The organism is Desulfovibrio sp. JY (assembly GCA_021730285.1).
Lineage (GTDB): Bacteria > Desulfobacterota > Desulfovibrionia > Desulfovibrionales > Desulfovibrionaceae > Solidesulfovibrio.
Window position 1 is genome coordinate 3,282,393 of sequence record CP082962.1, and the last position, 20,484, is coordinate 3,302,876.

Sequence of the window (20,484 nt, forward strand, 5' to 3'; positions counted from 1 at the left end):
GGGGCGGGGCGGCCGCGCGCGGCGCATATTTGAAGAATACGCCTTCGCGTCCGCCCCACCCCTCGCCGGCCCTGGTCACGCGGCCCATGCACGGGGAAATGCTGTGGCGCAACGAGGAAAGTCGTCCCCTGGATAGGGGGCTCCCCATCGGTCCCCAAATCCCGTCCCACCGGCCATACAGCCCATAGCTGAAAAAAACGTGCGACCCATCCCGTCGCTGGCCGCGCAGCCCATCTTTGGGCGTCATACGAATCCATTCGGAATCGATTCCACTTTCCTAAAGCAATCACTTGGCCGCACGCGTCCGGCCCTGCTTCCTTCTCGATTTCTTTTCAGATTGAAAATGAACCCCGTTGAAAGTTTTTGAAGGGGGTCCAGGGGGAAACTTTTTTCAAAAAGTTTCCCCCTGGCCGCCGGAGGCATCCCCCCTCTTCTTCCTACATCGCTACGCCGCCCAGGAGCCGGACGGGCCGAGGCGGGCGTCGATTTCCCGGATTTTCGTCACCACGCGGCGGCGGATGGCTTTGAAGGCCGTCAATTCCTTGGCGCCGTAGCTTTTGTGGGTCTGGATGAGCCCGGCCATGTCCATGATTTCGTTGTAGAGATACGGCATGTAAAGCGGATCGTGGCGCATGAAGAACTGTAACTGGGAGAGCAGTTCCTTGATTTCCTCCTGGTGTTTGTCCGCTTTGCGCATGAGTTTTTCCAGCCGGCGCGAGGCGTTTTTCAGTGACGTGGCCCAGGACTCGGCCTTGGGCGAAAAGACCGGCTTGGCCCGGGGCCGGGCAGCCCTGGCCAGGGCTCCCAGGAAGACTTCCCGGGCGGCGTTGCCGTTTGGCAGGATGTCGACCCGTTCCAGGTCCTCGGGGCCGATGTTGATCGCGCCCTTGATGACCACGCCGCCGCCGTAGATGTTGTAAAACGACGCGCCAGTGGCCGCGATGTCCTTTTCGATGTCCCGCTTGGCGGCCAGGAACCCGTGGTGGGTGTAGATGTCTTCGCCCTTGATGTCCTTGAGCCGGACGTCGTGCTGCGGGGAAAAGGTGTAGTTGCCGCCCGCGCTGTGGTGGCCCGGGGCATGGGTCGAGCCTTCCTTCCAGGCCAGGTCCTGTCCGACCAGGAAGAAGCGGTCGGCCCCGGCCCAGCTGAGGAAGCGCTCCAGGGTCACGCCCACGTTGCCGCCGGCGTCGAGCACCAGCTCCTGGTCCTTGAGCACGAAGGTGGCGATGCCGCCCTGGGTCCACAGCGGGATTTTCGGGCCGGGATAGCGGTCGAGGACAGCCGGTTGCATCTTGGTGGAATAGATGAGCGGGATGTCGGCGGCGAAATTGTTGTCCTGCAAGTTGTCCAGGCAGCGGTTCATGCTGTCGTTGAAATCGAGGCCCAGGCACAGGTCCGGAGCGAGCCCCAGGCGTTCGAGGACGGGCAGGGTTTGCAGCGCCGCGACGAAAAGGGCCTTGTCGCGGTGGCGCAAGAGCGCCGGCACGAAGCGCGGCAGCGACGGTCCCGCGCCGAGCACCACCGTGGGCACGCCCCGGGCCATGCCGGCCATGCGCGAAAGACTTCCATCCTCCATGGCCCGCGAGTAGTTGCGCAGTTCGTTGCCGACCATGGTTTCCTGCTTGTGGCGCAGGGTGGTCAGTTCCACGGACAGGCTTTCGAGCTTGGCCCGCACCAGCGCCGAGGCCTGGGCGTACTCCGGGCCGAGCTGGGTGCTCGGCAGGTCGCTTCGCAAGTTGATGCGGGCGAAAAGGAAGCTGACGTCGAGGGAGGTGAGCGCCTTTTCCAGCAGCTTCGCGTCCGGCGGCAGAAAGGCCAGCTTGCCGGCGGCCAGAAACGGCCGGTAGTCGGTCTGGCCCAGGCAGGCCACCAGCATTTCCGGCCGGGGTTCGACCACCAGCACCTTGTGGGAGCGGGGCGTGCCGGTCAACACGTGGTTGAGCCCGTAGCCGAGCGCCGTGCCGATGATCACCGTGGCCCCGCCTTCAGCCTTGTCCTTGGGCCGCCAGTCCCGGTACAGCATGGCCGGATGCATGGCCGCAAACAGGCTGCGGTCTTCTCCGATGCGCCAGTCGACGATGCCGTGCTGGTTTGTGAAAATGCGCGGGATGATGGTTTCCGGGGCCGGGGCGTTTTGGGCCAGCCACTCGGCCACCGGGGCCTTGGCCTCGGCCAGGGCGGTGAGATTGTCGGCAAGAAAGATGTTGATGCGCATGACGTCGTCCTTGGATGGGATGCCGTAAGCGAAGCAATAATCCTGCCACTCTTGCCGGTTGGCCGTTTTTTGCCTACCACGTTGCCAGCCGGACAGGTCCGGTCCCAATCCATGAGGCAGCCATGATCCACGACAATGTTCTTTCCTTGGTGGGCAAGACTCCGCTTGTGCGCATGACGCGCCTTTGTTTAAACCCCGCAGTGACGCTTGTGGCCAAGGTGGAGATGCGCAATCCCGGCGGTTCGATCAAGGACCGGGTGGGCCTGGCCATGATCGAGGCGGCCGAACGTTCGGGGGACTTGAAGCCCGGGCGCACGCTTATCGAGGCTACTTCGGGCAACACCGGCATCGGCTTGGCCATGGTCTGTGCTGTAAAAGGTTATAAACTCAAACTCCTCATGCCGGCTTCGGCCTCGGAGGAGCGCAAGCGCATCCTGCGCGCCTACGGCGCGGAAATCGTGCTCACCCCGGGCAACCTGGGGACGGACGGGGCCATCGAGGAAGCGTATCGGCTCGCCCGCGAGGAGCCGGAAACCTACGTCCTCATGGACCAGTTCAACAATCCGGCCAGCATCGAGGCGCATTACAATTCGACGGCGGTGGAGATTTTCGAGGAAACCGGGGGCGCGGTCACCCATGTCGTGGTGGCGCTCGGCACTTCGGGCACGGCCATGGGGCTGGTCAAAAAACTGAAGGAACTGAAGCCCTCCGTCAAAGTCGTGGCGGTCGAGCCCCATCCCGGCCACAAGATCCAGGGGCTCAAGAACATGCAAGAGTCCTACCCGCCGGGGATTTTCGACAAGCACGCCCTGGACGCCATCGAGCCGGTGGAGGACGAGGACGCCTTTGCCATGGCCCGGCGGCTGGCCCGGGACGAAGGCCTGCTTGTGGGCATGAGCGGTGGGGCGGCCATGGCCGTTGCCGTGGACCTGTCCGGCAGGCTCGACTCGGGACTGGTGGTCGCCATCCTGCCGGACGGCGGCGAGCGCTATCTTTCCACCACGCTTTTCGCCTCGCCCGAGAAAAAGGGTGTGGCGCTTTCCGGCGCGGGCGCGGCCGAGCCGGTCTATCTCGATCCGGCCGGGGCCACACCCGGGCTCTTCACGTTCGGTCCGCCCCTGGCCTCGCCCGGCGACCTGGACGCCTGGCGACGGGTGGTGACCCTCGACGTTTTGCGGCGGACCCTGGCCCGGGGCGGCGCTCGGCCTGTCCTGGCCGTGGGCCTGGCCGACCTGGAGGACCGGTGCCTCGACGCGTCGCGCGCGGCCGGCGTCAAATGCCGCGAATTCGCGGTCAAGGCCCGGGAACAGGTGGCGGCCCGCGCCGCCGCCCTCGGCGTGGCCGACGCCCGCTTCCCCCTGGCCGGCGAGGCCCTCGACGAGGCCCTGGCCATGACGCGGAAGCTTTTGAGCAAGGGCCTTGCCTACGAGAAATTGCGCAGTGTCTATTTCGACGTGGCCCGCGACAAGGCGTATGGCGGACTGCTCGGCACGGACATGACCAAGCTGGCCCTTGGCAAGACCGTGGACCTGCTGGCCTATGCCAAGGACAATCCCCAGGATTTCACGCTGCTCAAACGTGTGAGCCTCAAGGACCTCAAGGCCGGCGACGCCTTGTCCACGCCCTGGGGCAATGTGCGGCCGAGCTGGTTTCTCCAGATGGCGGCGGCGGCGGTCAAGGCGCTTCCCGCCGTGACCGTTGTGCTGACCGACGAGGACAAGACCTTTCCGCATCTGGAAAATCTGCGGGCCATCTGGTCGGTTGGGGCGGGTTTTTCCCCGGCGGCCTGGCTGGTCGGCGGGCGGGTGGCCGGCCGGGAGGGCGAGGAAGCCGGTACGGCCGATCTGGCCGATTTGCTGGCCCTTGGCGTCCATCCCCTGGCCGTTCGGGCTTGGCTGCTTTCGGTCGGCTACCGCAAGCCGCTTTGCGCCGTGCCGGAATCGCTTCGGATGTGGGAGAAAAACCGCAACCGGGTGCAGGAGCTGGCCGCCAATCTCGGGTTGGTCGCGGGCAGCCAGGGCAACGCCTCGGACGCGGTCGTGACCGAAGCCGAGAAACTGACCCAGTCCCTGGACACGGCCGTGGCCGACGATCTGGCCGTTTTCCAGTTCTGGCCCCAGCTGTTCGCGTTTTGCCGGTTCGCCAACGGGCTCATTGCCGCCGGGTCCCTGACCCCGGCCGATGCCGCGCGCCTGGGCGGCGCGCTCAGTGCGGCCGACGGCGTGCTGGGGCTGCTCGATCCCGCCTGCCTGCCGGTCGCCCCGCGCCAGTGGCCCGAACCGGTGCCCAAGCTGGTCGCGGCCCGGGAACAGGCGCGTCGGGACAAGGATTTCACCAGGGCCGACGCCATTCGGGCGGATATCGAGGGCCTTGGCTACCGGGTCGAGGATGCGTTAGGCGGGGTGCGGCTTTTCCCGAGGAGCTGATCAGCGGGGCAGGGGCACGGCCACGAGCAGCACCTGCTTGTCGCCGAAGCGCTTTTCGGCGAATTCCTGCTCCAGGGCGGCCATGCCGGCCGGGGAGGACAGTTCGAGGCGGTGGACGCCGTGGCCGGGAGTGGCGTGGTAGAGGAATTTGCGTCCCTGGCTGTCGGTCACGATCAGGCCCACGTGGTAATAGAGCAGCCGGCCTTTCACTGCCTTGCTGTATGCCACAAGGGCCATTTCTCCCGGTCGCAGGGAGGAAAGGGCCGTGTTCCAGGCCGCCTTGTCGTGCAGGGGGAAGCCCCGAAAGCGGGAGGCATCGAGGGCCGCCGGGTCGCTTGTTGGGGCGTTTGGGGCCAGGACGCGGCGCGGGAGCCCGTCGGTGATGTTGACGATCAGGTCGTAGCCGAAGTCCCAGTCCTGGCCGCGTGGGCTGCCCGGGCCGGAATCGCCCTTGCGGTCGCGCCCCGCCGCATCGAGGGGCAGGGGGCGGCCGAGGAGCCCCCGCGAGGCCGTGGTCACGAAGCCGCTGCAGTTGTAGCCGGCCGTGGGCAGCGAGGCGGCCTGATTGGCGAACAGGGTGTGGCGGCCGGCCGGATCGTCCACGCCGTCGTCGCGGTAGGGCGCGCCGAGAAAGGGGGCCAGGGCAACAGTCGGATCGGCGGCCCGGGCGGCTCCCGCCGGCGCGAGCAGGCAAAGGCCCAAAACGAGCGCCGCGACGCGCAAGGCAAATTGACCGGATAGCGGAAGCCGCGTAGGATCAGTACGATAGCCGGGCCGGAAGGACTGGGGCCGTTTCCCGGAAAGGGCCGGAACACCATGGAATGTGCCGAGGAGGCAGAGGATGAAGTTCAACATTGAGATCAAGGGTTTCGGTCAGCGCGTTTTCTATTCCTACATCGAGAAGGAAATGGTCCGTGAGGCCAGGGAGGCCAACCGGGAACGCTATATCGATTATATCTTCCATGGGGCCGACAACAATCTGCATTCCTCCGGCGAGGACTTGCTGGAAAGCAACCGTCCCGTTGTCTATATCATTGTCAATGAAAGAGAAAAACTTCGAGTCAGTCTGAACAAGATCAACTGCGAAGTCAAGAGTCATCCGGCCAAGAAGATCTTTCAGCCGTTCGTGAAAAATAATTTGTTATATTGTTTCGGCTACAACGAGGAATATATCCATACGTATTCCTTCAGCGATGTCGAAGAAATCGATATCGACAAGATCACGGCGCGCATCATTGAGACGGACATTCCAAAGACCATCGAGAACAACGTCTGGATGCAAAAGGTCATTCACATCGAAAGCATGCTCTACGACGGCAAGGAGATCAAGCGCGAGGAATTCCTGTCCCGTCCCATGGGCAACGTTCTCGGCCCGGTCCTTATCGACCTGGAAGTCTGATTTTTTTCGCGCTTCTCGCTTCGACCGCTTCGGGCGAAGTGGCGGGCGCGGCGATCGGAGACAAAGGCCCGGCGCGCAAGCGTCGGGCCTTTTTTTGTGGCCCGGGTCCGGCCAACGCGCGCCGGAGGGCGCGGTGCGCCTTGGTGTGCGCCTTCGAACGGGGTGCCAATGCGATGGCGACACCGACGCATGGTTGTTTTGGGGGGGAACGCAACTACGCCTTGGGGGGGCTCTTTTCGTCGCCTTGGGCCAGGGCGTTTTGCAGCAGCATGTCCGCCAGGTCCTTGACCGTGTTGCGTGCCGGGTCCAGGCCCAGGGACGCCGCCAGCTCCATGATCTTGTCCCCGGTCTTTACCGCATGGCGTATTTTTTCATAGTCCTGCATGGGCGGGGTCGGACCTTCCTTCGCGGCATGGGCTTATGGGAAAAATGCCGCATGGCCAGCATACCCGTATGATGGCCCGTGCGCAACGCCGTTGGCCCTCGGGCGCTGGCCACGTCGCCGGTCTTGCAAAGGAGGGGTCAGTTTTTGACGATGCGCGTGATGTCGCTGGTGGAAAGCGACAGCGGATGCTCGAAGCAGATGCCGAATTCCCTGTCCCGAATCCAGCGCACGAGGCCCGGCTGATAGTGGGCCAGCTCGCCGCACGGCTGGAGTTGCGGATTAAAGAGCACCCGCTGGCCCATGTGCACCGTGATCGGCACATCGTCACTGCGCACCCGGGTGCCGCGCCGGCTGATGTCGATGATCAGCACGTCGGCGCACAGGTGTTCGGTCTGGATGCGGCCATGGTTTAAAAGCGCGCTGTCGCCCACGCAGATACGCTTGGCGTCGCGGCGATCGCCGCAATCCCGGCAGCGCCAGTAGGATAGGGCGGGAGGGGCCTGGGGGATGAATTCCTGCCAGGTGGGTTTGCCGCAATGCGGACAGCGTTTGAATTCGATCAGCGCCATTGTCACGTCCAGGCCTGGAGACTGCTCCGGCGCTTCCAGGCCGTACATATGTTTACCATCCGCCGCCCCGGGCCGCAACCGCCGCGCCGTCTTGACGCTTCCCGCCAAGGCGTTATTGTTGAAAGTGCCGATCCGTCCCGGATGGGCGAAGGAGCACGTATGGCCGGACTTTTGGCCAGGCTTGTGGACTTGGCGGAAAAGCGCGAGGATCTCGTGGTCACCGAAGTCGACGATATCGATAGCTGGGGATTTTTGCTGTATCGTGACGACCGCTACCATATTTACGTCAACCGCTCGGTGCGCAACTTTCGCAAGATCATGGTGCTGGCGGACGAGCTGGGCCATTACGCCCTACGCCGTCGCATCGCCAGGCGCGAGGGCCTGCCGCCGGAGGCGGCGACCATTGTCGAGCGCATTCGCCAGGACAGGGCCTGCGATGCCTGGGCCGCCAAGTTCACCCGGCGATTGCTCTTTTTTATCCGCCGGGGACTGCACGGCAGTCGCTCCCGTCGGCCAAGGCAGGGCTATTACGATCCGTCCTGGCGGCTGCCGCAAAAAGACTGACCGTCCGGCGCCGCAACGGTCGGCAGCAAGGCCATGGCCGCCTTGCCGATGCCGGCCGTGACCGAGGCGTCCCAGGCCGCGCCGACCAGACCGCTGACCAGTGGGACGATGCGGCCGACGCCGGCCGTGCCCGCATCCCCGAGCCGGGCCAGCAGTCGCAGTCCCACCAGCGTGTTGATGCGGCCGGCCGTCTCGCCGCCAAGCTGGGCCAGCATGTCCGCCGTCAGCCTGCCGCCAAGGCGCGCTCCGGCCGCGCCCGCCACTTCGGCCGCCTTGGCTCCGCACAGGCACAGGCCGCAAAGCGCCCGCACTCGCGTGTCGGTCAGATCGTGGCCGCAAACGATGGCCATGGCCTGGACCATGCGCAGTTGCAGAAAAATCGTGCCGGCCAGATTGACGGGCAGCGTCGCCGGCAAAAGGGCCAGCCCGCCGGCATTGGTGACGAAGCCCGAAAGCGCCGCCTTGCGTTTGTGCCCGGCGATGATTTTTTGCAGCCGCGCCCCGAGCGGCACCTCCGGGTCCATGTGGCGCGCGGCCAGGGCGTGGGCCGATTCCTGGCCGGGGAGCCCCCGGGCGGCCCGGTCCCAGGCCCAACTGAGGGCGCGCAAAATCGTCGGATGGTCGATGACCGGCATGTCTCGGGTCCTTTTACCGTAATATATTGGGAAATAAGGCTGTCTCGGTGAGGGGCAAGGGGGGGCGGTCCCTTTCCGCCGCGCCCCGTCCGGACGACTTTCCCTTGAAACCTGTTTCGGATAACGGTATCCGGGGCACCCGCCATGAAAACGTATCGCGACCATTATTTCAAGAAGGCCAAGCAGGATAACTATCCCGCGCGGTCGGTCTACAAGCTTCAGGAGATCGAAAAGCAGTCGCGCCTGTTGTTTCCTGGCGCGTCGGTGCTCGACCTCGGGGCCTGCCCCGGCTCCTGGACGCTTTTCGCCGCTTCCCGCGTGGGGGAAGCGGGCCGGGTGCTCGCCATCGACCTCAATGACGCCGCAACGGCCTTTCCCGGCAACGTCACCTACATGACCGGGGACATGCTCGAACCCGGGCCGGAGATCGTCGCGGCATTTATGCGCCTTGGTCCCTTCGACGTGCTGCTCTCCGACATGGCCCCCAAGACCACCGGGGTCAAGTTCGCGGACCAGGCCCGATCCCTGGAGTTGTGCGAGGCGGCGCTTTCCGTGGCCTTTGAGCGGCTCAAGCCCGGCGGCGCCTTCGTGGTCAAGATTTTTCAGGGGCCGGACGCGCCGGCCTTTCAGAAGGGGCTTCGGGACTATTTCGACAAGGTCCGCGTGGCCAAGCCCAAAAGCTCCCGGGCCGAAAGCAAGGAAATATTCTACGTGGCCACGGGATTTCGCCCGCCGGTTCCGGAGCTTCCCGATCCCGACCCTCCGCCCTTGCCGCCGGATGACACGGTGGCCGAGGGTGGATCGAAAACGTAAAGACAATGACAGAAGGGCGGCCGGGGCGACCCGGTGCGCCAGGGATATCGAGGAGGCATGATGTCCGGACATAGTAAATGGCATAATATCCAGGCTCACAAGTCGGTACAGGATGCCAAGAAAAGTAAGTTTTTCACCAAGGTGACCAAGGAACTCATGCTGGCGGCCAAGGCCGGCGGCGCGGATACGGCGCTCAATAACCGCCTCAAATCGGCCATCGCCGCGGCCAAGGCCGTCAACCTGCCCAAGGACAAGATCGAACAGGCCATCAAGAAGGGTATCGGCGAGCTGGGCGGCGAGAATCTCGAAGAGGTCCTCTACGAAGGCTACGGGCCCGGCGGCGTGGCCCTCCTGGTCGAGGCGGCCACCGACAACCGCAACCGCACTGTGGCCGACGTGCGTCACCTGCTGTCCAAGGGCGGCGGGGCCATGGGCGAGGCCGGCTGCGTGGGCTGGATGTTCGCCAAAAAGGGCGTCTTCTCCTTTCCCAAGGAGTCCTTCACCGAGGAACAGCTCATGGAAGTGGCCCTGGAGCATGGGGCCGAGGACATCGCCGACGAGGACGACGTCTGGGAGGTGCATTGCGCCCCCGAGGACTTCGATGCCCTAAGCGGCGCGTTCGAGGCGGCCGGCATGACCACCGATGACGCCGAAGTGTCCATGCTGCCGTCCAACACCGTGGCCCTGGACGAGGAAAACGGCCTGAAGCTTTTAAAGCTTATCGACATGCTCGAAGACAACGACGACGTGCAGAAAGTCCACACCAACGGCGACCTGCCCGACGAACTGCTGGTGTAAACGAAGCCCCGGGAGGGGCGTTGCCCCTCCCGGACCCTCCCTACCGGGGGGAATAATTCCCCCCGGCCCCCTTTGATGGGGGATGCGAGGGGTGCGATAATCCGAATTGCCGGGGGATTTCCTTCAAGGCGGGAATCCGGTGTGACGGCCCTTTGGCTGCCCGGGCGTTTCCTCGGGCATTTTCCGCTGGTTGTGATCGACGGGGAAGGGTAGGAAAACGGCAGGCGGGGCAGGAGGCGTAATGCGGTATGCAATCCGGGGCTGAGCTTGTCGTCTTGGGACTCGATCCCGGGTCGCGCGTCACGGGCTATGGTTTCGTGCGCGAGCGTTCGGGCGTGCTGGAGCTTGTGGCCGCCGGCGTCGTGCGCACCGGGGCGGATACCGATTTTTGCCGGCGTCTGGGCACCATCTATACCTCTGTTGCCAAGCTGATCGGCCAGCATGCCCCGGTCGAGGCGGCGGTGGAGAACGTGTTCGTGTCCAAGAATCCGGGAACGGCCTTGAAGCTCGGCCAAGCGCGGGGCGCGGCCCTGGCCGCCTGTTCCGTGGCCGGGTTGCCGGTTTTCTCCTACGAACCGACCATCATCAAAAAAAGCCTGGTCGGCACCGGCCGGGCCGAAAAATCCCAGGTGGCCTTCATGGTGGGCAGGGTGCTGGCATGTCGGGAAACTTTCGCCGTGGACGCGACCGACGCCTTGGCCGCGGCCGTGTGTCACCTGAACCAGAGGCGGCTGACGCGCCTGTGCGAGGCGCGATGATCGGGTATATCGAAGGACGGGTGGTGGTGCGCCGGGACCGGTACGCCATCGTGCTGACCCCGGGCGGCGTCGGCTATGAATTGGAGCTGCCGGGCCCCGCAGCGGCTGCGTTGCCGGCCCCGGGCGGCCAGGCGTCCCTTTTCGTGCACACGGTGGTGCGCGAGGACGCCTTCGAACTCTTCGGCTTCGCCACACTCGAAGACCGGGAAACCTTTCGCATCCTCATCGGCATCACCAAGCTCGGCCCCAAGACCGCCCTGGCCATCCTGTCGCGCTATACCGCCGACGATCTGTCCCGCATCGTGGCCACGGGCGACCTGGACGCCCTGACCCAGGTGTCCGGCATCGGCAAGAAAAGCGCCCAGCGCATCCTGATCGAGCTGACCTACAAGTTCGAGGGCCGGGCCGTCACGGCCGCCGCTGCCCTGGCCCCCATCCCCGGCGGCGGGGTCCTGGCCGACGTGGTGGCGGGACTGACCAATCTCGGCTATCCTGAAGCCGACGCCAGACGCGTGGGTACGGCCGTGCTGGACGACGAGCCCGATCTCGACGTGGCCGGCGCCTTGCGCCAGGCCCTCAAACGCCTGGCTTCCGAAAAGACATGACAAACGATTGCGACACGTTGGGCCAGACCGCCGCACCGGCCGGCCCGGACGATTCCATCCGCCCCTCGAAACTGGCCGAGTTTATCGGTCAAAACGATCTGCGGGCCAATCTGCGCGTATTTTTGCACGCCGCCATGGAGCAGGGCCGGGCGCTGGACCACTGCCTGCTCTACGGTCCGCCGGGGCTCGGCAAGACCACCCTGGCCCAGATCATGGCCTCGGAGCTCGGCGTCAATCTGGTGACCACCACCGGACCGGTGCTCGAGCGTTGCGGCGACCTGGCCGCCATCGTCACCAACCTGCGGCGCGGCGACATCCTTTTTATCGACGAAATCCACCGCATGCCTCCGGCGGTGGAGGAAATCCTCTATCCGGCCATGGAGGATTTCAAGCTCGACCTTATTATAGGCCAGGGCCCCGGGGCGCGCACCGTGCGCATCGACCTCGAACCGTTCACCCTGGTCGGGGCCACCACGCGCCTGGGGCTTTTGACTTCGCCTCTGCGCGATCGGTTCGGCGTGATCTTTCGCCTGGAATTTTACAGCCCCGAGGAATTGGCCCGCATCGTGACCCGTTCGGCCGGCATCCTCGGCATCGGCGTGACGCCGGGCGGGGCGCTGGTCGTCGGCCAGCGATCCCGGGGCACGCCGCGCATCGCCAACCGGCTGTTGCGCCGGCTGCGCGATTTCGCGGTGGTGGCCGGCGCGTCCACCCTGGACGAGACGCTCGCCTGCGAGGCCCTGGCCCGCCTGGACGTGGACCCGCACGGCCTTGACCAGATGGACCGCAAGATTCTCACGACCATCATCCGCCACTACGAGGGCGGCCCGGTCGGCGTGAAGACCCTGGCCGTGGCCTTAAGCGAAGAGGTCCGCACCATCGAGGAGATCTACGAGCCCTACCTCATCCAGTGCGGACTCATAAAGCGCACGTCGCGAGGCCGGGTGGCCACCGCCAAGGCCTACGCCCACGTCAAACAAGGAATGCTCGACTGACATGCCCGCAACGAAGCTTGCCGTCACCCTGCTTGCCCATACCCCCGACGCCCTCTCGCTCATCTACGCGGCCTTTCGCCAATGTTACCACGACGGGTACGTGGCGGACATGTGGCCGCGCCTTCTGGCCGGCGAGATCGCCCAGGAAAAGCAGGCCGATTTCGTCGCCCGCATCCTGGCCTCGGGTCATGAATCGCCCATCGAGCACGTCTCCTTCACCTTCGCCGTCGCCGGCGTGTCCCGGGCGCTTTCCCACCAGCTCGTGCGCCATCGCCTCGCGAGCTATTCCCAGCAGTCCCAGCGCTACGTGGACGCGGCCGGTTTCGATTACGTGCTGCCGCCGCAAATTGCCGCCGTGCCCGAGGCCAGGGAACGTTTCGAGGCGGCCATGGCCGCGGCCGGGAAAGCCTACGCCGATTTGCAGGCCGTCCTGCAAGCCCACGGCCGGGGGGCCAAGGCCAACGAGGACGCCCGGTTCGTCTTGCCCAACGCCTGCGAAACCAAGGTCGTCGTGACCATGAATTGCCGGTCGCTGCTGCATTTCTTCGAGCTGCGCTGCTGCATGCGCGCCCAGTGGGAGATCCGGGCCATGGCCGGGCGGATGCTCGATCTGTGCAAGGAAGCGCTGCCGGTGGTCTTCGCCACGGCCGGCGCGCGTTGCGAACGGCTCGGCTATTGTCCGGAAGATGTGCGTTTTTCCTGCGGCCGCTATCCCGTACGGGACGTCAAGCCAAATATTCCAGTCTAACGTCTGATTTTCGACTCTTTTGCCCGTATTTCAAACCCGCCACTTCGGTGACGGGTTTTTTACTTTTTTTATGCGCAACACGTATAAATTGCGGTATATATTTTTTTTACCAATGAATTTGCAATGTTGTTCGTGACATGTTCGTGACTGCATCGGGGCGGCATGGCGCGTATCGGTAGGGGCCAAGCGGCTTTTCCCGTGGTCAACACAAAAATCGTCTGTTTGAGAACGAAAAAAATAAACGTTGATTGAGGAAAATGGAGATATTGTAAAATGGTGTTGTGGAAAACCCGTACACAAATGTGCAAAATGACCGGCGGCCTCCGAAAACCCTTGTCCGGCGGGGCCTCGCGGTCGGTGCCGAAAGTCCCCGTCGCTACTGGCTCTACGGAGACGTCCTATGATTTAAGGAGGTTGCGCTGTAGAGAATCCAGGGGGCCGGCCCCTGAAAGCGGCCCCTAATCAGCCTTTGCCCCCTGGTCAGCCGTCCGTAGGGTGCCCGCATGGATACGATCTGGCCCAAAACCAAAATGCTTCTCGAAAAGACCCTCAGTCCCGGACTCTACAACCTCTGGATCAAGCCGCTGGCGGCCCGGGCCCGCAACGGCGTTTTGGAATTGACCGCGCCCAACGCCTTCGTGGCGTCCTGGGTGCGGGAACGGCTGGCCGATGCCGTGGCCGAGGCCGCAGCCGTGGTGATGGGCTCCCGGCCCCGCGTCGTGGTGACCGAAGGAAAAATCGCCCACAATGGTGCCGTGGCCGCAAGCGCTCCTCAAGGGCCCAGGCCCATGCGGGCCGCCAAGGCCCTGACTTTGCCCATGACGCCCAAGGCGCCGGATCTGGCCGAAGACCGTTTCCGCTTCAGCTACGACGAGTTCGTGGTTGGTCCCTGCAACGAACTGGCCTACGTGGCCAGCCGGGGCATTTGCGATCTGACGCTTTCGGCCGAACAGCTTTTCATCAGTTCCGCCCCGGGCCTGGGCAAAACCCATCTCATCCAGGCCATGGGCCGCCAGTTGAGCTTTGGCGGCGGCCAGGAGAGAAAAAAACTCCGCGTGGCCTACCTTTCGGCCGAGGAGTTCGCCAACCGGCTGGTCATGGCGCTCAAGACCAAACAGGTGGAGCGCTTCAAGGCCGCGTTTCGGGAAAACGTCGACGTGCTGCTTTTGGAGGATATCCATTTCTTCCGCGACAAGCCGCGCATTCAGGACGAGCTGCTCAATACCCTCAAGGCGCTCCAGTCCCGGGGCTGTCGGCTGGTTTTCACCAGCTCGTTTTTGCCCAAGGACCTGACCGGCCTCGATGCCCAGCTGCTTTCGCGCATCGGCTCCGGCTTCCTGGCTGTCATCGACAAGCCGGACCGGGAGATGCGCAAGCGTATCCTCGAGCGCAAGGCCGCCGTGCACCAGGTGCTGTTGCCCGACGACGTGTCCACGCTCCTGGCCGATCGGCTGAGCGCCGACGTGCGCCAGCTCGAAAGCTGCCTGCAAAACCTGGCGCTCAAGGCCAGGCTTCTCAACTGCGGCATTTCCGTGGACCTGGCCTGGGACGTGCTCAGACACTACGATATCGCGGCCCGGCCGCTCAACCTCGACGACATCGTGTCCTATGTCTGTGACGTCTACCGGCTTTCGCCCGAACAGCTCATTTCCAAATCCCGCAAGCGCCAGTACGTTCTGGCCCGCAATACGGCTTTTCTGCTGGCCCGCCAGCACACGGACCTGTCCCTGGCCGACATCGGCAACCGGTTCAATCGCCGCCATTCGACCGTGGTCAAAGGCATCACCAACGTCGAACGCCATCTGTCCCTGCGCACGCCCCTTGGCCGGGAGTTGGAGCGCACCATCGAGAGCATCCATGCCTGATATCACCCCCTCGACATTACGTCGCACCCTCCAGGCTGCCAGGCAGCCGGTCGCCATATCCGCTATAGCCAGCTAGGGGGAGGCCGCCATTGGCCGGGCGAACGCCGGACAGTCTCTGTCCGGCGTTCGTTTTTTGGGGAGGAAAGGAATCGGGGGAACCCCTTTCTGAAGAAAGGGGTTCCCCCGAACCCCCTCCTCAAAGACTTCTAATAGTGATGGTGTATTGTTCGTATCCAACTAGTAACTATTGAAAAGTTTAGGAAGGGGAGAGCGCGAGAGGGGAGAACCCTTTTTAAAGGGTTTCCCCTCTCGCATTCTTCCTCTCCCTTCTCCCTTCTCCCTTCTTCCTTATGCCTCAATGGCGACGAGTTCGATGTTGCCGACGACGCCGACCATCTCCCCGCATTGGGCGAAGGCCCCGCGCACGCCGCGTCGTTTCAGGCTTTCCGCCGCAGCCAGCACCGCATCCAGATCGCCCTGGCCGGACAGGAGGTTGCCGAGCGCCGTTGCCGCCGCGTCGGCCACGGCTCCCCGGTCGGCCACCACCGTCACCATATCCGCCTGTCCCAGGCTGAGGGAATGTCCGACCTTGGCCGAGGAGGCGCATACCGCCGTCGGCAGGTCGTCGGGCGCGAAGCGCAGGGCCAGTCGCGCCCCTTCCACGGGTTTGGCCAAAAGCGCCACCGTGCGTTCCACGTTCGAGCGCAGATAGATATCCCCGCCGTTTTCGATCAGCAGGTTGGGTGAAAGCGCCGCGAAATGGTCGGAGACGGCCTGTCCCAGGGCTCCGGCCACGGCGGCCATGGGGCCCACGCCGAACCGGGCGGCGGCTTCGGCCATGTCCCGGGCGAGCGGCGGGGCGTCGTCGCCCGTCGGCACCGGCGTGAGGCTCTCGCGGAAATCCGGATGGAGGAGGATATAGGCCGTCAGCTCCCGGCGCAGCTCGGAGACGAAGGCGCCGATTTCCCGGGCCAGGGGGCGCTCGGCCACGATGAACAGGTCGGATTGGGCCACCACCACCTGGAAGGCGGTCTCTCCGGGGCGCACGGCGAGTTGTTGGCGGTAGGCTCGGAAGAAATCGGCATGCACGGGTGTCATGGCAGTGCCTCCTTGAGGGGGCAGTATGCCCGTGATGGGGGCAACCGGAAAGGGGCGGCTTGGCAGGGGGGAACGGGAAATGTAGAGTCCCGACATGGACGGTGGACGCTCTTGCGAAGACGCGACATTGGTGTCGGCGGTCATCCCCACCCGGGACCGGGCGGACATGGTGGTGCGGGCCGTGACCTCGGCCCTGGCCCAGACCCACGCCCCCATCGAGGTGATCGTGATCGACGACGGCTCCACCGACGACACGCCGGCGGCGTTGGCGGCCCTCGTCGACCCCAGGCTGCGGGTGCTGCGCCATACTCCGGGGCGGGGGGTGTCGGCCGCGCGAAACCGGGGGCTGGCCGCTGCCCGGGGCGCGTATCTGGCGCTGCTTGACTCCGACGACGAGTGGCTGCCCGAAAAAACCACGCGGCAACTGGCCTGTATGCGGCAGCGCAGCCTGGCCATAAGCCAGACCCAGGAGATATGGATGCGCGGCGGCCGACGGGTCAATCCGGGCAAGGCCCAAGGCAAGCCGGACGGTTTTTTTTTCGAGCAGGCGCTCGGCCGCTGCCTGGTCAGCCCCTCCACGGTCATGTTCACCCGGGAATTCTGGGAAGAGCTCGGCGGCTTCGACGAAAGCCTGCCGGCTTGCGAGGACTACGACCTGTGGCTGCGGACACTGTTGCGCCATCCGGTGGGGCTGTTGGACGAACTCCTCGCCGTGCGTCACGGCGGCCGGCCCGATCAACTCTCGGCGATCTACGTGGGCCAGGATCTTTTTCGCATCCGCTCCATGGCCGGACTTCTCGGCCGGGGCGACCTCACTCCTTGGCATAAAGACTGCATAAAAAAGGAATTGCGGCGCAAGGCCCTGTGCTACGCCAAGGGTTGCCTCAAGCGCGACAAGCCGGAAGAAGCGGCCCGGGTGCTGGCCGTTGCGGAGAAAGCCGCCGGGGGAAAACTTTTCTGAAGAAAAGTTTTCCCCCGGGCCCCCTTTCAAAAGACTTAAAAAGAAGGCTCGTTGTGAGGCCCAACAAGGGAAAAGGTTTAGGAAAGGGAGAGCGCGAGAGGGGAGAACCCTTTGCAAAGGGTTTCCCCTCTCGCATTCTTCTTCCTTGCCTAAGCCTAAGCCTAAGGCGCGATTTCCGTCTTGGTGATGGCCTCGGCCTTGATGTGCGTCAGCGTGTAGGTCAGGCTGGCCAGCACGTGTTCCCGGATATCGCCGGCGGCCACGATGAAAAGCAGGTCGTCGCCCGGGGCGAAGGTGCCGGCCCTGGCTTCGACCAGCACCCGGAACATGCCGGGCATGGCCTCGCCTTCCTGGCGGAATTTTTCCACCAGGTCCTGGTCCACCTTGACCTTGAGGGTGCCCACCGGGGCACCGTTTCGCGACGTGGCCCGGGCCATGCCGTTGTGCACGAGCACCATGCCGACCTTTTCGAGAAAGCCGGGCAGGGTCTTCAGTTCAGCGATGGTTTTTGAGATGTCCATGGCCGCCAAATAAGGGAGAAACGCGCCGTTGTCCACGCTTCATATTTCCGCCCTGCTGGAACATCTGCCCCATGTCGGCTCCACCCGCATGGTGCATACCGGCATCGGCGTCTGGGTGGCCTGGGACGGCCAGCTCGATCCGGGCTTCGACAGCATGCTGCTCGACCACGGCGGCTTCCGCATTGCCGGGGCCCCGGGGCAGGCGTTGTGGTTTTTCCTCGGCGATGAGGGGCTGCGGGCCTTGGGGCGCATCCATGTCTGGGGCCGGGTCAACGCCTTGCCGGTTTTCATCGAGGCGTTTCCGGCCACGCTGCTGATCAGCCCCAAGTTCGAGACCTCGCTGTCGCTGTCCGTGGAGCTTTCCCGGCAGCATGTGACGCCGGCGGAGTCCCTGGAAATTCTGCTGCATCCCAACCTCAAGAATCAGCTTGCCACCAACCCCGGCCTTTCGAGTACGCCGACCAAGCCGGGCTCGGGCCTGGCCCGCATCCATTTCGAGTTGCTCGAGGCCGATACGGCCTTGTCCTACGAATCGGGGCTCGGCTGGCTGGGAGTCCTGAAGCCCCTTGGCGATCCCTTAAGCCGCGACACGGCCGACGGCTGGCGCAACATCGCCGGGGAACTGCTCGACATCGTCGAGCGGCTGGGGCTCAAATTCGTGCGCCACGAGGGATTTCTCATTTTCGAGGTTCCGGGACTGCGCCGTTTCCGCAACTGGAACCGCGATACCCTTTCGCGCATCATGCACCTCAAGGAGGAAGGCGAGCAGGGGCATTACTGGCCGAGCGTCATGGCCCTCGTGCCGTCCAAGGGACGCACCATGGGCAAGGACCTGCCGCGCCGCCTGGGCCTGGACTGGGACCGGCTGACCCCGGATTTTCCCCACATGAGCTACCGCTCGGCGTTTCTCCTGGGGGAGGGGTTCGCCATCCACGAGGCCAGGGCACTGTCGCGCGGCGCGTCCATCGACGATTGGTGCAATGTCAGTCTTCTTGACGCCGACGCGGAGTCCGAGCCCCAGGGAGTCTTGGCCGTGCCCCTGCCGGCCAGCCTGTCCGGCGGCGACGCGGCGATTTGTTTCTACTGCGGCCTCAACAACCACAAGCCGGCGCAGTGCCCGTCCAAGGCCCTGACCGCCCCGCGCCCTGAGCTCTGGGAGCGCTTCGGCGACGTCAACATGGACCGGCTGGAGGCGATTTCCCAGAAGCTGGATACGGCCCTGACCGCCGACCCCGTGGCCGAGATGGCCAAGCGGCTTGGCGGTAAAGAGGACTCGGACCTCATGTTGTCGGTCATCTTCGAGATCGACCTGCCGTTTCAATTGCGCATGCTGGAGATGCTCTGGCGCAGCCGGGGCAAGGACATGCCAGCCGGGTTGTCGCAGCTCGGCCCCAAGGACGGGGACTATTTCTGGGCGGCGTTGACCGCGCTTCGCGACGGGAGCTCCGAGAGCTACGAAACCCAGATGGGCCAGGCCCTGACAAAATATCCCCGGGCCTACCAGCCCAAATCCTTGCAAGGCTTCCAGGCCATGGAGGCCGGGGACTGGACCAAGGCTGTCTATTATTGGCAGGAGTCCGGACGGCTTTGCTACAACGCCATGCAGCGCGGCTACTTCTTATGTCTGCAAGCCCGCAGCTTCGAGGCGCAGGGCGACTGCCACAAGGCCATCGCCCTGTACCGGGACACGCTCAAGGAGTGCCCCAAATGGCTCGAACCCGTCTACCGCCAGGGGGTGTGCCTGGTGAAGATGGGGTTCATCGACCAGGGTATGCAGATTTTCAACAAGCTGCTTGCCGGCGATCCGGCGATGTTCAACCGGGTGATGGTGGACCCGGAGCTGGAGCGCGGCCGGCCGCATATCTTGGCCGCGTTATGGCACATCTGGAAGAAGGCCCAGGACGGCGGCGTCATGCTGCTCGGTGCCCTGGGGGAGTTGTCGCAGTCGGTGCGGGACCGCTTTTTGGAGGACGAACCCTATCTGGCCGAGGCCGCGACCCGCATCGAAGAGCTGACCACGCTCGGCAAGCAGGGAAACTACGTGGCCTTCAAGCGGATGGAAGTCGGCGTGGCCGAGACCCAGGAGGCGGTGCGAAAAAAGATCGAGGCCGAGATCAAGGCCATGCTGCAAAGCCAGGCCCGCCAGTTCGAGGAACTCAAAACCGTGCAGCGCGAGGCCGCCTGGTTTCCGTTTCCGGCCCTTTTGCGCGAGTTCAATCGGGATTTCAATTACTGCGCCATTAAGCTCAACTGGATGCGCACCACGCCCATGGACGAGGCGGAAAATTTCCACAAAAGCCGGGAATACCTGCCCGAGGTGGACGAGCGCATCCGCACCCTGCGCACCCGGCTCATCACGCTTCGCATCGTGCGCGACGCGACTTTTTTCTGTATGCTGCTCGGCCGCAACTTCATGTGGATGGAAGTGGTGAGCCTGGGCCTGTCGCTGGTGCTGGTGCCGGTCTTCGTCTATCTGTTTCAGCGTTCCGGCCAGGGGTGGATGGCCAACATGATGGAACAGCAGAAGTGGCAACTGCAAAAGGGGCTGGTCATCATTTTGACCATCGCCGCCCTGGGCCTTGCCGCCATCAAGACGGCCCTGACCTTCGACTCCAAGAAACGCAAGCTCTTCAAGCTGGCCGAGGAAGGGAAGCTGCCGAAAAAAAAGCCCAAGCCGAAGAAAAAGCCCAAGGCCAAGGTGAAGGCGAAGCCCAAGGCCACGACCAAGGCGAAGAAATAGAAAATGGTGCGAGAGGGAAACCCCCTTTCAGGAAAGGGTTCTCCCCTCTCGCGCTCTCCCCTTCCTCAAGCTTTTAGCGCCTGAAGCGTTGTCTGAGAGATTCCTCCCCCTTTGGGGAAACGTTTAAATGGCGGGGAACCAAGGGGGCGGTGCGGGAAGGGCGCTCAATGACGCGCGCCCTGGGCGGGTTTGTCCTGGCTCGACCGCAAGCGCTTTTAGACGAAGGGGGCCGGCCCTTTTTTCGTGACGATGGCGATGGCGGGCGGGATGTCCTTAGGGCGAAACGTGATGCTTCGAGCCATGCGGACGGGACGGACCGGGGAGGATGCGCGCGGACGAAAAAAGGCGACGGGTCGCCCCGCCGCCTTTCTTCCTCGAGGAACGTGTGG

General features: G+C 64.3%; 19 protein-coding genes. 12 read left to right on the top strand and 7 right to left on the bottom strand.

The features are described from left to right. Positions 1-445: 445 nt before the first annotated feature. Positions 446-2,215 carry a DUF115 domain-containing protein gene (locus K9F62_14610; protein ID UJX39941.1) on the bottom strand — a complete coding sequence of 590 codons (1,770 nt, stop codon included), beginning with the start codon at positions 2,213-2,215 and terminating at the stop codon, positions 446-448. A gap of 122 nt (positions 2,216-2,337) precedes the next feature. Between K9F62_14610 and K9F62_14615 the strand changes: the two genes are divergently transcribed. Further along, positions 2,338-4,641: a cysteine synthase gene (locus tag K9F62_14615; protein ID UJX39942.1), complete on the top strand. Its 2,304-nt coding sequence runs from the start codon at positions 2,338-2,340 to the stop codon at positions 4,639-4,641. Here K9F62_14615 and K9F62_14620 read toward each other — a convergent pair whose 3' ends face one another. Further along, complete coding sequence (locus K9F62_14620) at positions 4,642-5,496, bottom strand: hypothetical protein (protein ID UJX39943.1); 855 nt, start codon at positions 5,494-5,496, stop codon at positions 4,642-4,644. Between K9F62_14620 and K9F62_14625 the strand changes: the two genes are divergently transcribed. Further along, entirely contained in the window at positions 5,483-6,040 is a 558-nt protein-coding gene (locus tag K9F62_14625; protein UJX39944.1) for a hypothetical protein, read from the top strand. The two genes, K9F62_14620 and K9F62_14625, sit on opposite strands and share 14 nt — an antisense overlap. A 214-nt stretch (positions 6,041-6,254) precedes the next feature. On the opposite strand, the gene K9F62_14630 is transcribed toward K9F62_14625, so the two are convergent. Together K9F62_14630 and K9F62_14635 are read right to left on the bottom strand one after the other, a co-directional pair. After that, a complete protein-coding gene (locus K9F62_14630) occupies positions 6,255-6,425 on the bottom strand; it encodes a hypothetical protein (GenBank protein UJX39945.1) in 171 nt (56 codons plus the stop codon). A 137-nt stretch (positions 6,426-6,562) separates the two neighbouring features. Further along, positions 6,563-6,994, bottom strand: coding sequence for a PilZ domain-containing protein (locus K9F62_14635; protein UJX43213.1), 432 nt, complete (start codon positions 6,992-6,994; stop codon positions 6,563-6,565). Between the two features lie 159 nt (positions 6,995-7,153). Here K9F62_14635 and K9F62_14640 point away from each other — a divergent pair, with 159 nt between their 5' ends. Beyond that, positions 7,154-7,558: an ImmA/IrrE family metallo-endopeptidase gene (locus K9F62_14640; GenBank protein UJX39946.1), complete on the top strand. Its 405-nt coding sequence runs from the start codon at positions 7,154-7,156 to the stop codon at positions 7,556-7,558. On the opposite strand, the gene K9F62_14645 is transcribed toward K9F62_14640, so the two are convergent. Next, the gene (locus K9F62_14645) at positions 7,522-8,193 is read right to left on the bottom strand and encodes an EcsC family protein (protein UJX39947.1); all 672 of its coding nucleotides are present in this window, start codon (positions 8,191-8,193) and stop codon (positions 7,522-7,524) included. The two genes, K9F62_14640 and K9F62_14645, sit on opposite strands and share 37 nt — an antisense overlap. 144 nt (positions 8,194-8,337) lie before the next feature. Here K9F62_14645 and K9F62_14650 point away from each other — a divergent pair, with 144 nt between their 5' ends. From K9F62_14650 to K9F62_14680, 7 genes are all read left to right on the top strand, one after another. After that, positions 8,338-9,006 (top strand): RlmE family RNA methyltransferase, encoded by a 669-nt coding sequence (locus K9F62_14650; protein ID UJX39948.1) that lies wholly within the window; start codon positions 8,338-8,340, stop codon positions 9,004-9,006. 60 nt (positions 9,007-9,066) lie between these two features. Further along, positions 9,067-9,804 (top strand): YebC/PmpR family DNA-binding transcriptional regulator, encoded by a 738-nt coding sequence (locus K9F62_14655; protein UJX39949.1) that lies wholly within the window; start codon positions 9,067-9,069, stop codon positions 9,802-9,804. Positions 9,805-10,052: 248 nt separating this feature from the next. Continuing rightward, a complete protein-coding gene (gene ruvC, locus K9F62_14660; protein ID UJX39950.1) occupies positions 10,053-10,562 on the top strand; it encodes a crossover junction endodeoxyribonuclease RuvC in 510 nt (169 codons plus the stop codon). Further along, positions 10,559-11,167 carry a Holliday junction branch migration protein RuvA gene (gene ruvA / locus K9F62_14665; GenBank protein ID UJX39951.1) on the top strand — a complete coding sequence of 203 codons (609 nt, stop codon included), beginning with the start codon at positions 10,559-10,561 and terminating at the stop codon, positions 11,165-11,167. The genes ruvC and ruvA overlap by 4 nt, the downstream gene beginning before the upstream one ends. Continuing rightward, complete coding sequence (gene ruvB / locus K9F62_14670) at positions 11,164-12,162, top strand: Holliday junction branch migration DNA helicase RuvB (protein ID UJX39952.1); 999 nt, start codon at positions 11,164-11,166, stop codon at positions 12,160-12,162. Before ruvA ends, ruvB begins: the two co-directional genes overlap by 4 nt. A gap of 1 nt (position 12,163) precedes the next feature. Then, positions 12,164-12,910: an FAD-dependent thymidylate synthase gene (gene thyX / locus K9F62_14675; protein UJX39953.1), complete on the top strand. Its 747-nt coding sequence runs from the start codon at positions 12,164-12,166 to the stop codon at positions 12,908-12,910. Positions 12,911-13,413: 503 nt separating this feature from the next. Next, the gene (locus tag K9F62_14680; protein UJX39954.1) at positions 13,414-14,775 is read left to right on the top strand and encodes a chromosomal replication initiator protein DnaA; all 1,362 of its coding nucleotides are present in this window, start codon (positions 13,414-13,416) and stop codon (positions 14,773-14,775) included. 348 nt (positions 14,776-15,123) lie between these two features. Here the strand turns inward: K9F62_14680 and K9F62_14685 are convergent, their stop codons facing one another. Continuing rightward, a complete protein-coding gene (locus tag K9F62_14685) occupies positions 15,124-15,873 on the bottom strand; it encodes a UPF0280 family protein (protein UJX39955.1) in 750 nt (249 codons plus the stop codon). Between the two features lie 94 nt (positions 15,874-15,967). Between K9F62_14685 and K9F62_14690 the strand changes: the two genes are divergently transcribed. Continuing rightward, positions 15,968-16,834, top strand: coding sequence for a glycosyltransferase family 2 protein (locus K9F62_14690; GenBank protein UJX39956.1), 867 nt, complete (start codon positions 15,968-15,970; stop codon positions 16,832-16,834). 161 nt (positions 16,835-16,995) lie between these two features. On the opposite strand, the gene K9F62_14695 is transcribed toward K9F62_14690, so the two are convergent. Next, complete coding sequence (locus K9F62_14695; protein ID UJX39957.1) at positions 16,996-17,355, bottom strand: molybdenum cofactor biosynthesis protein MoaE; 360 nt, start codon at positions 17,353-17,355, stop codon at positions 16,996-16,998. A 28-nt stretch (positions 17,356-17,383) separates the two neighbouring features. Here K9F62_14695 and K9F62_14700 point away from each other — a divergent pair, with 28 nt between their 5' ends. Then, positions 17,384-20,095, top strand: a complete 2,712-nt coding sequence (locus tag K9F62_14700) for a tetratricopeptide repeat protein (GenBank protein ID UJX39958.1) — start codon at positions 17,384-17,386, stop codon at positions 20,093-20,095. Positions 20,096-20,484 lie beyond the last annotated feature (389 nt).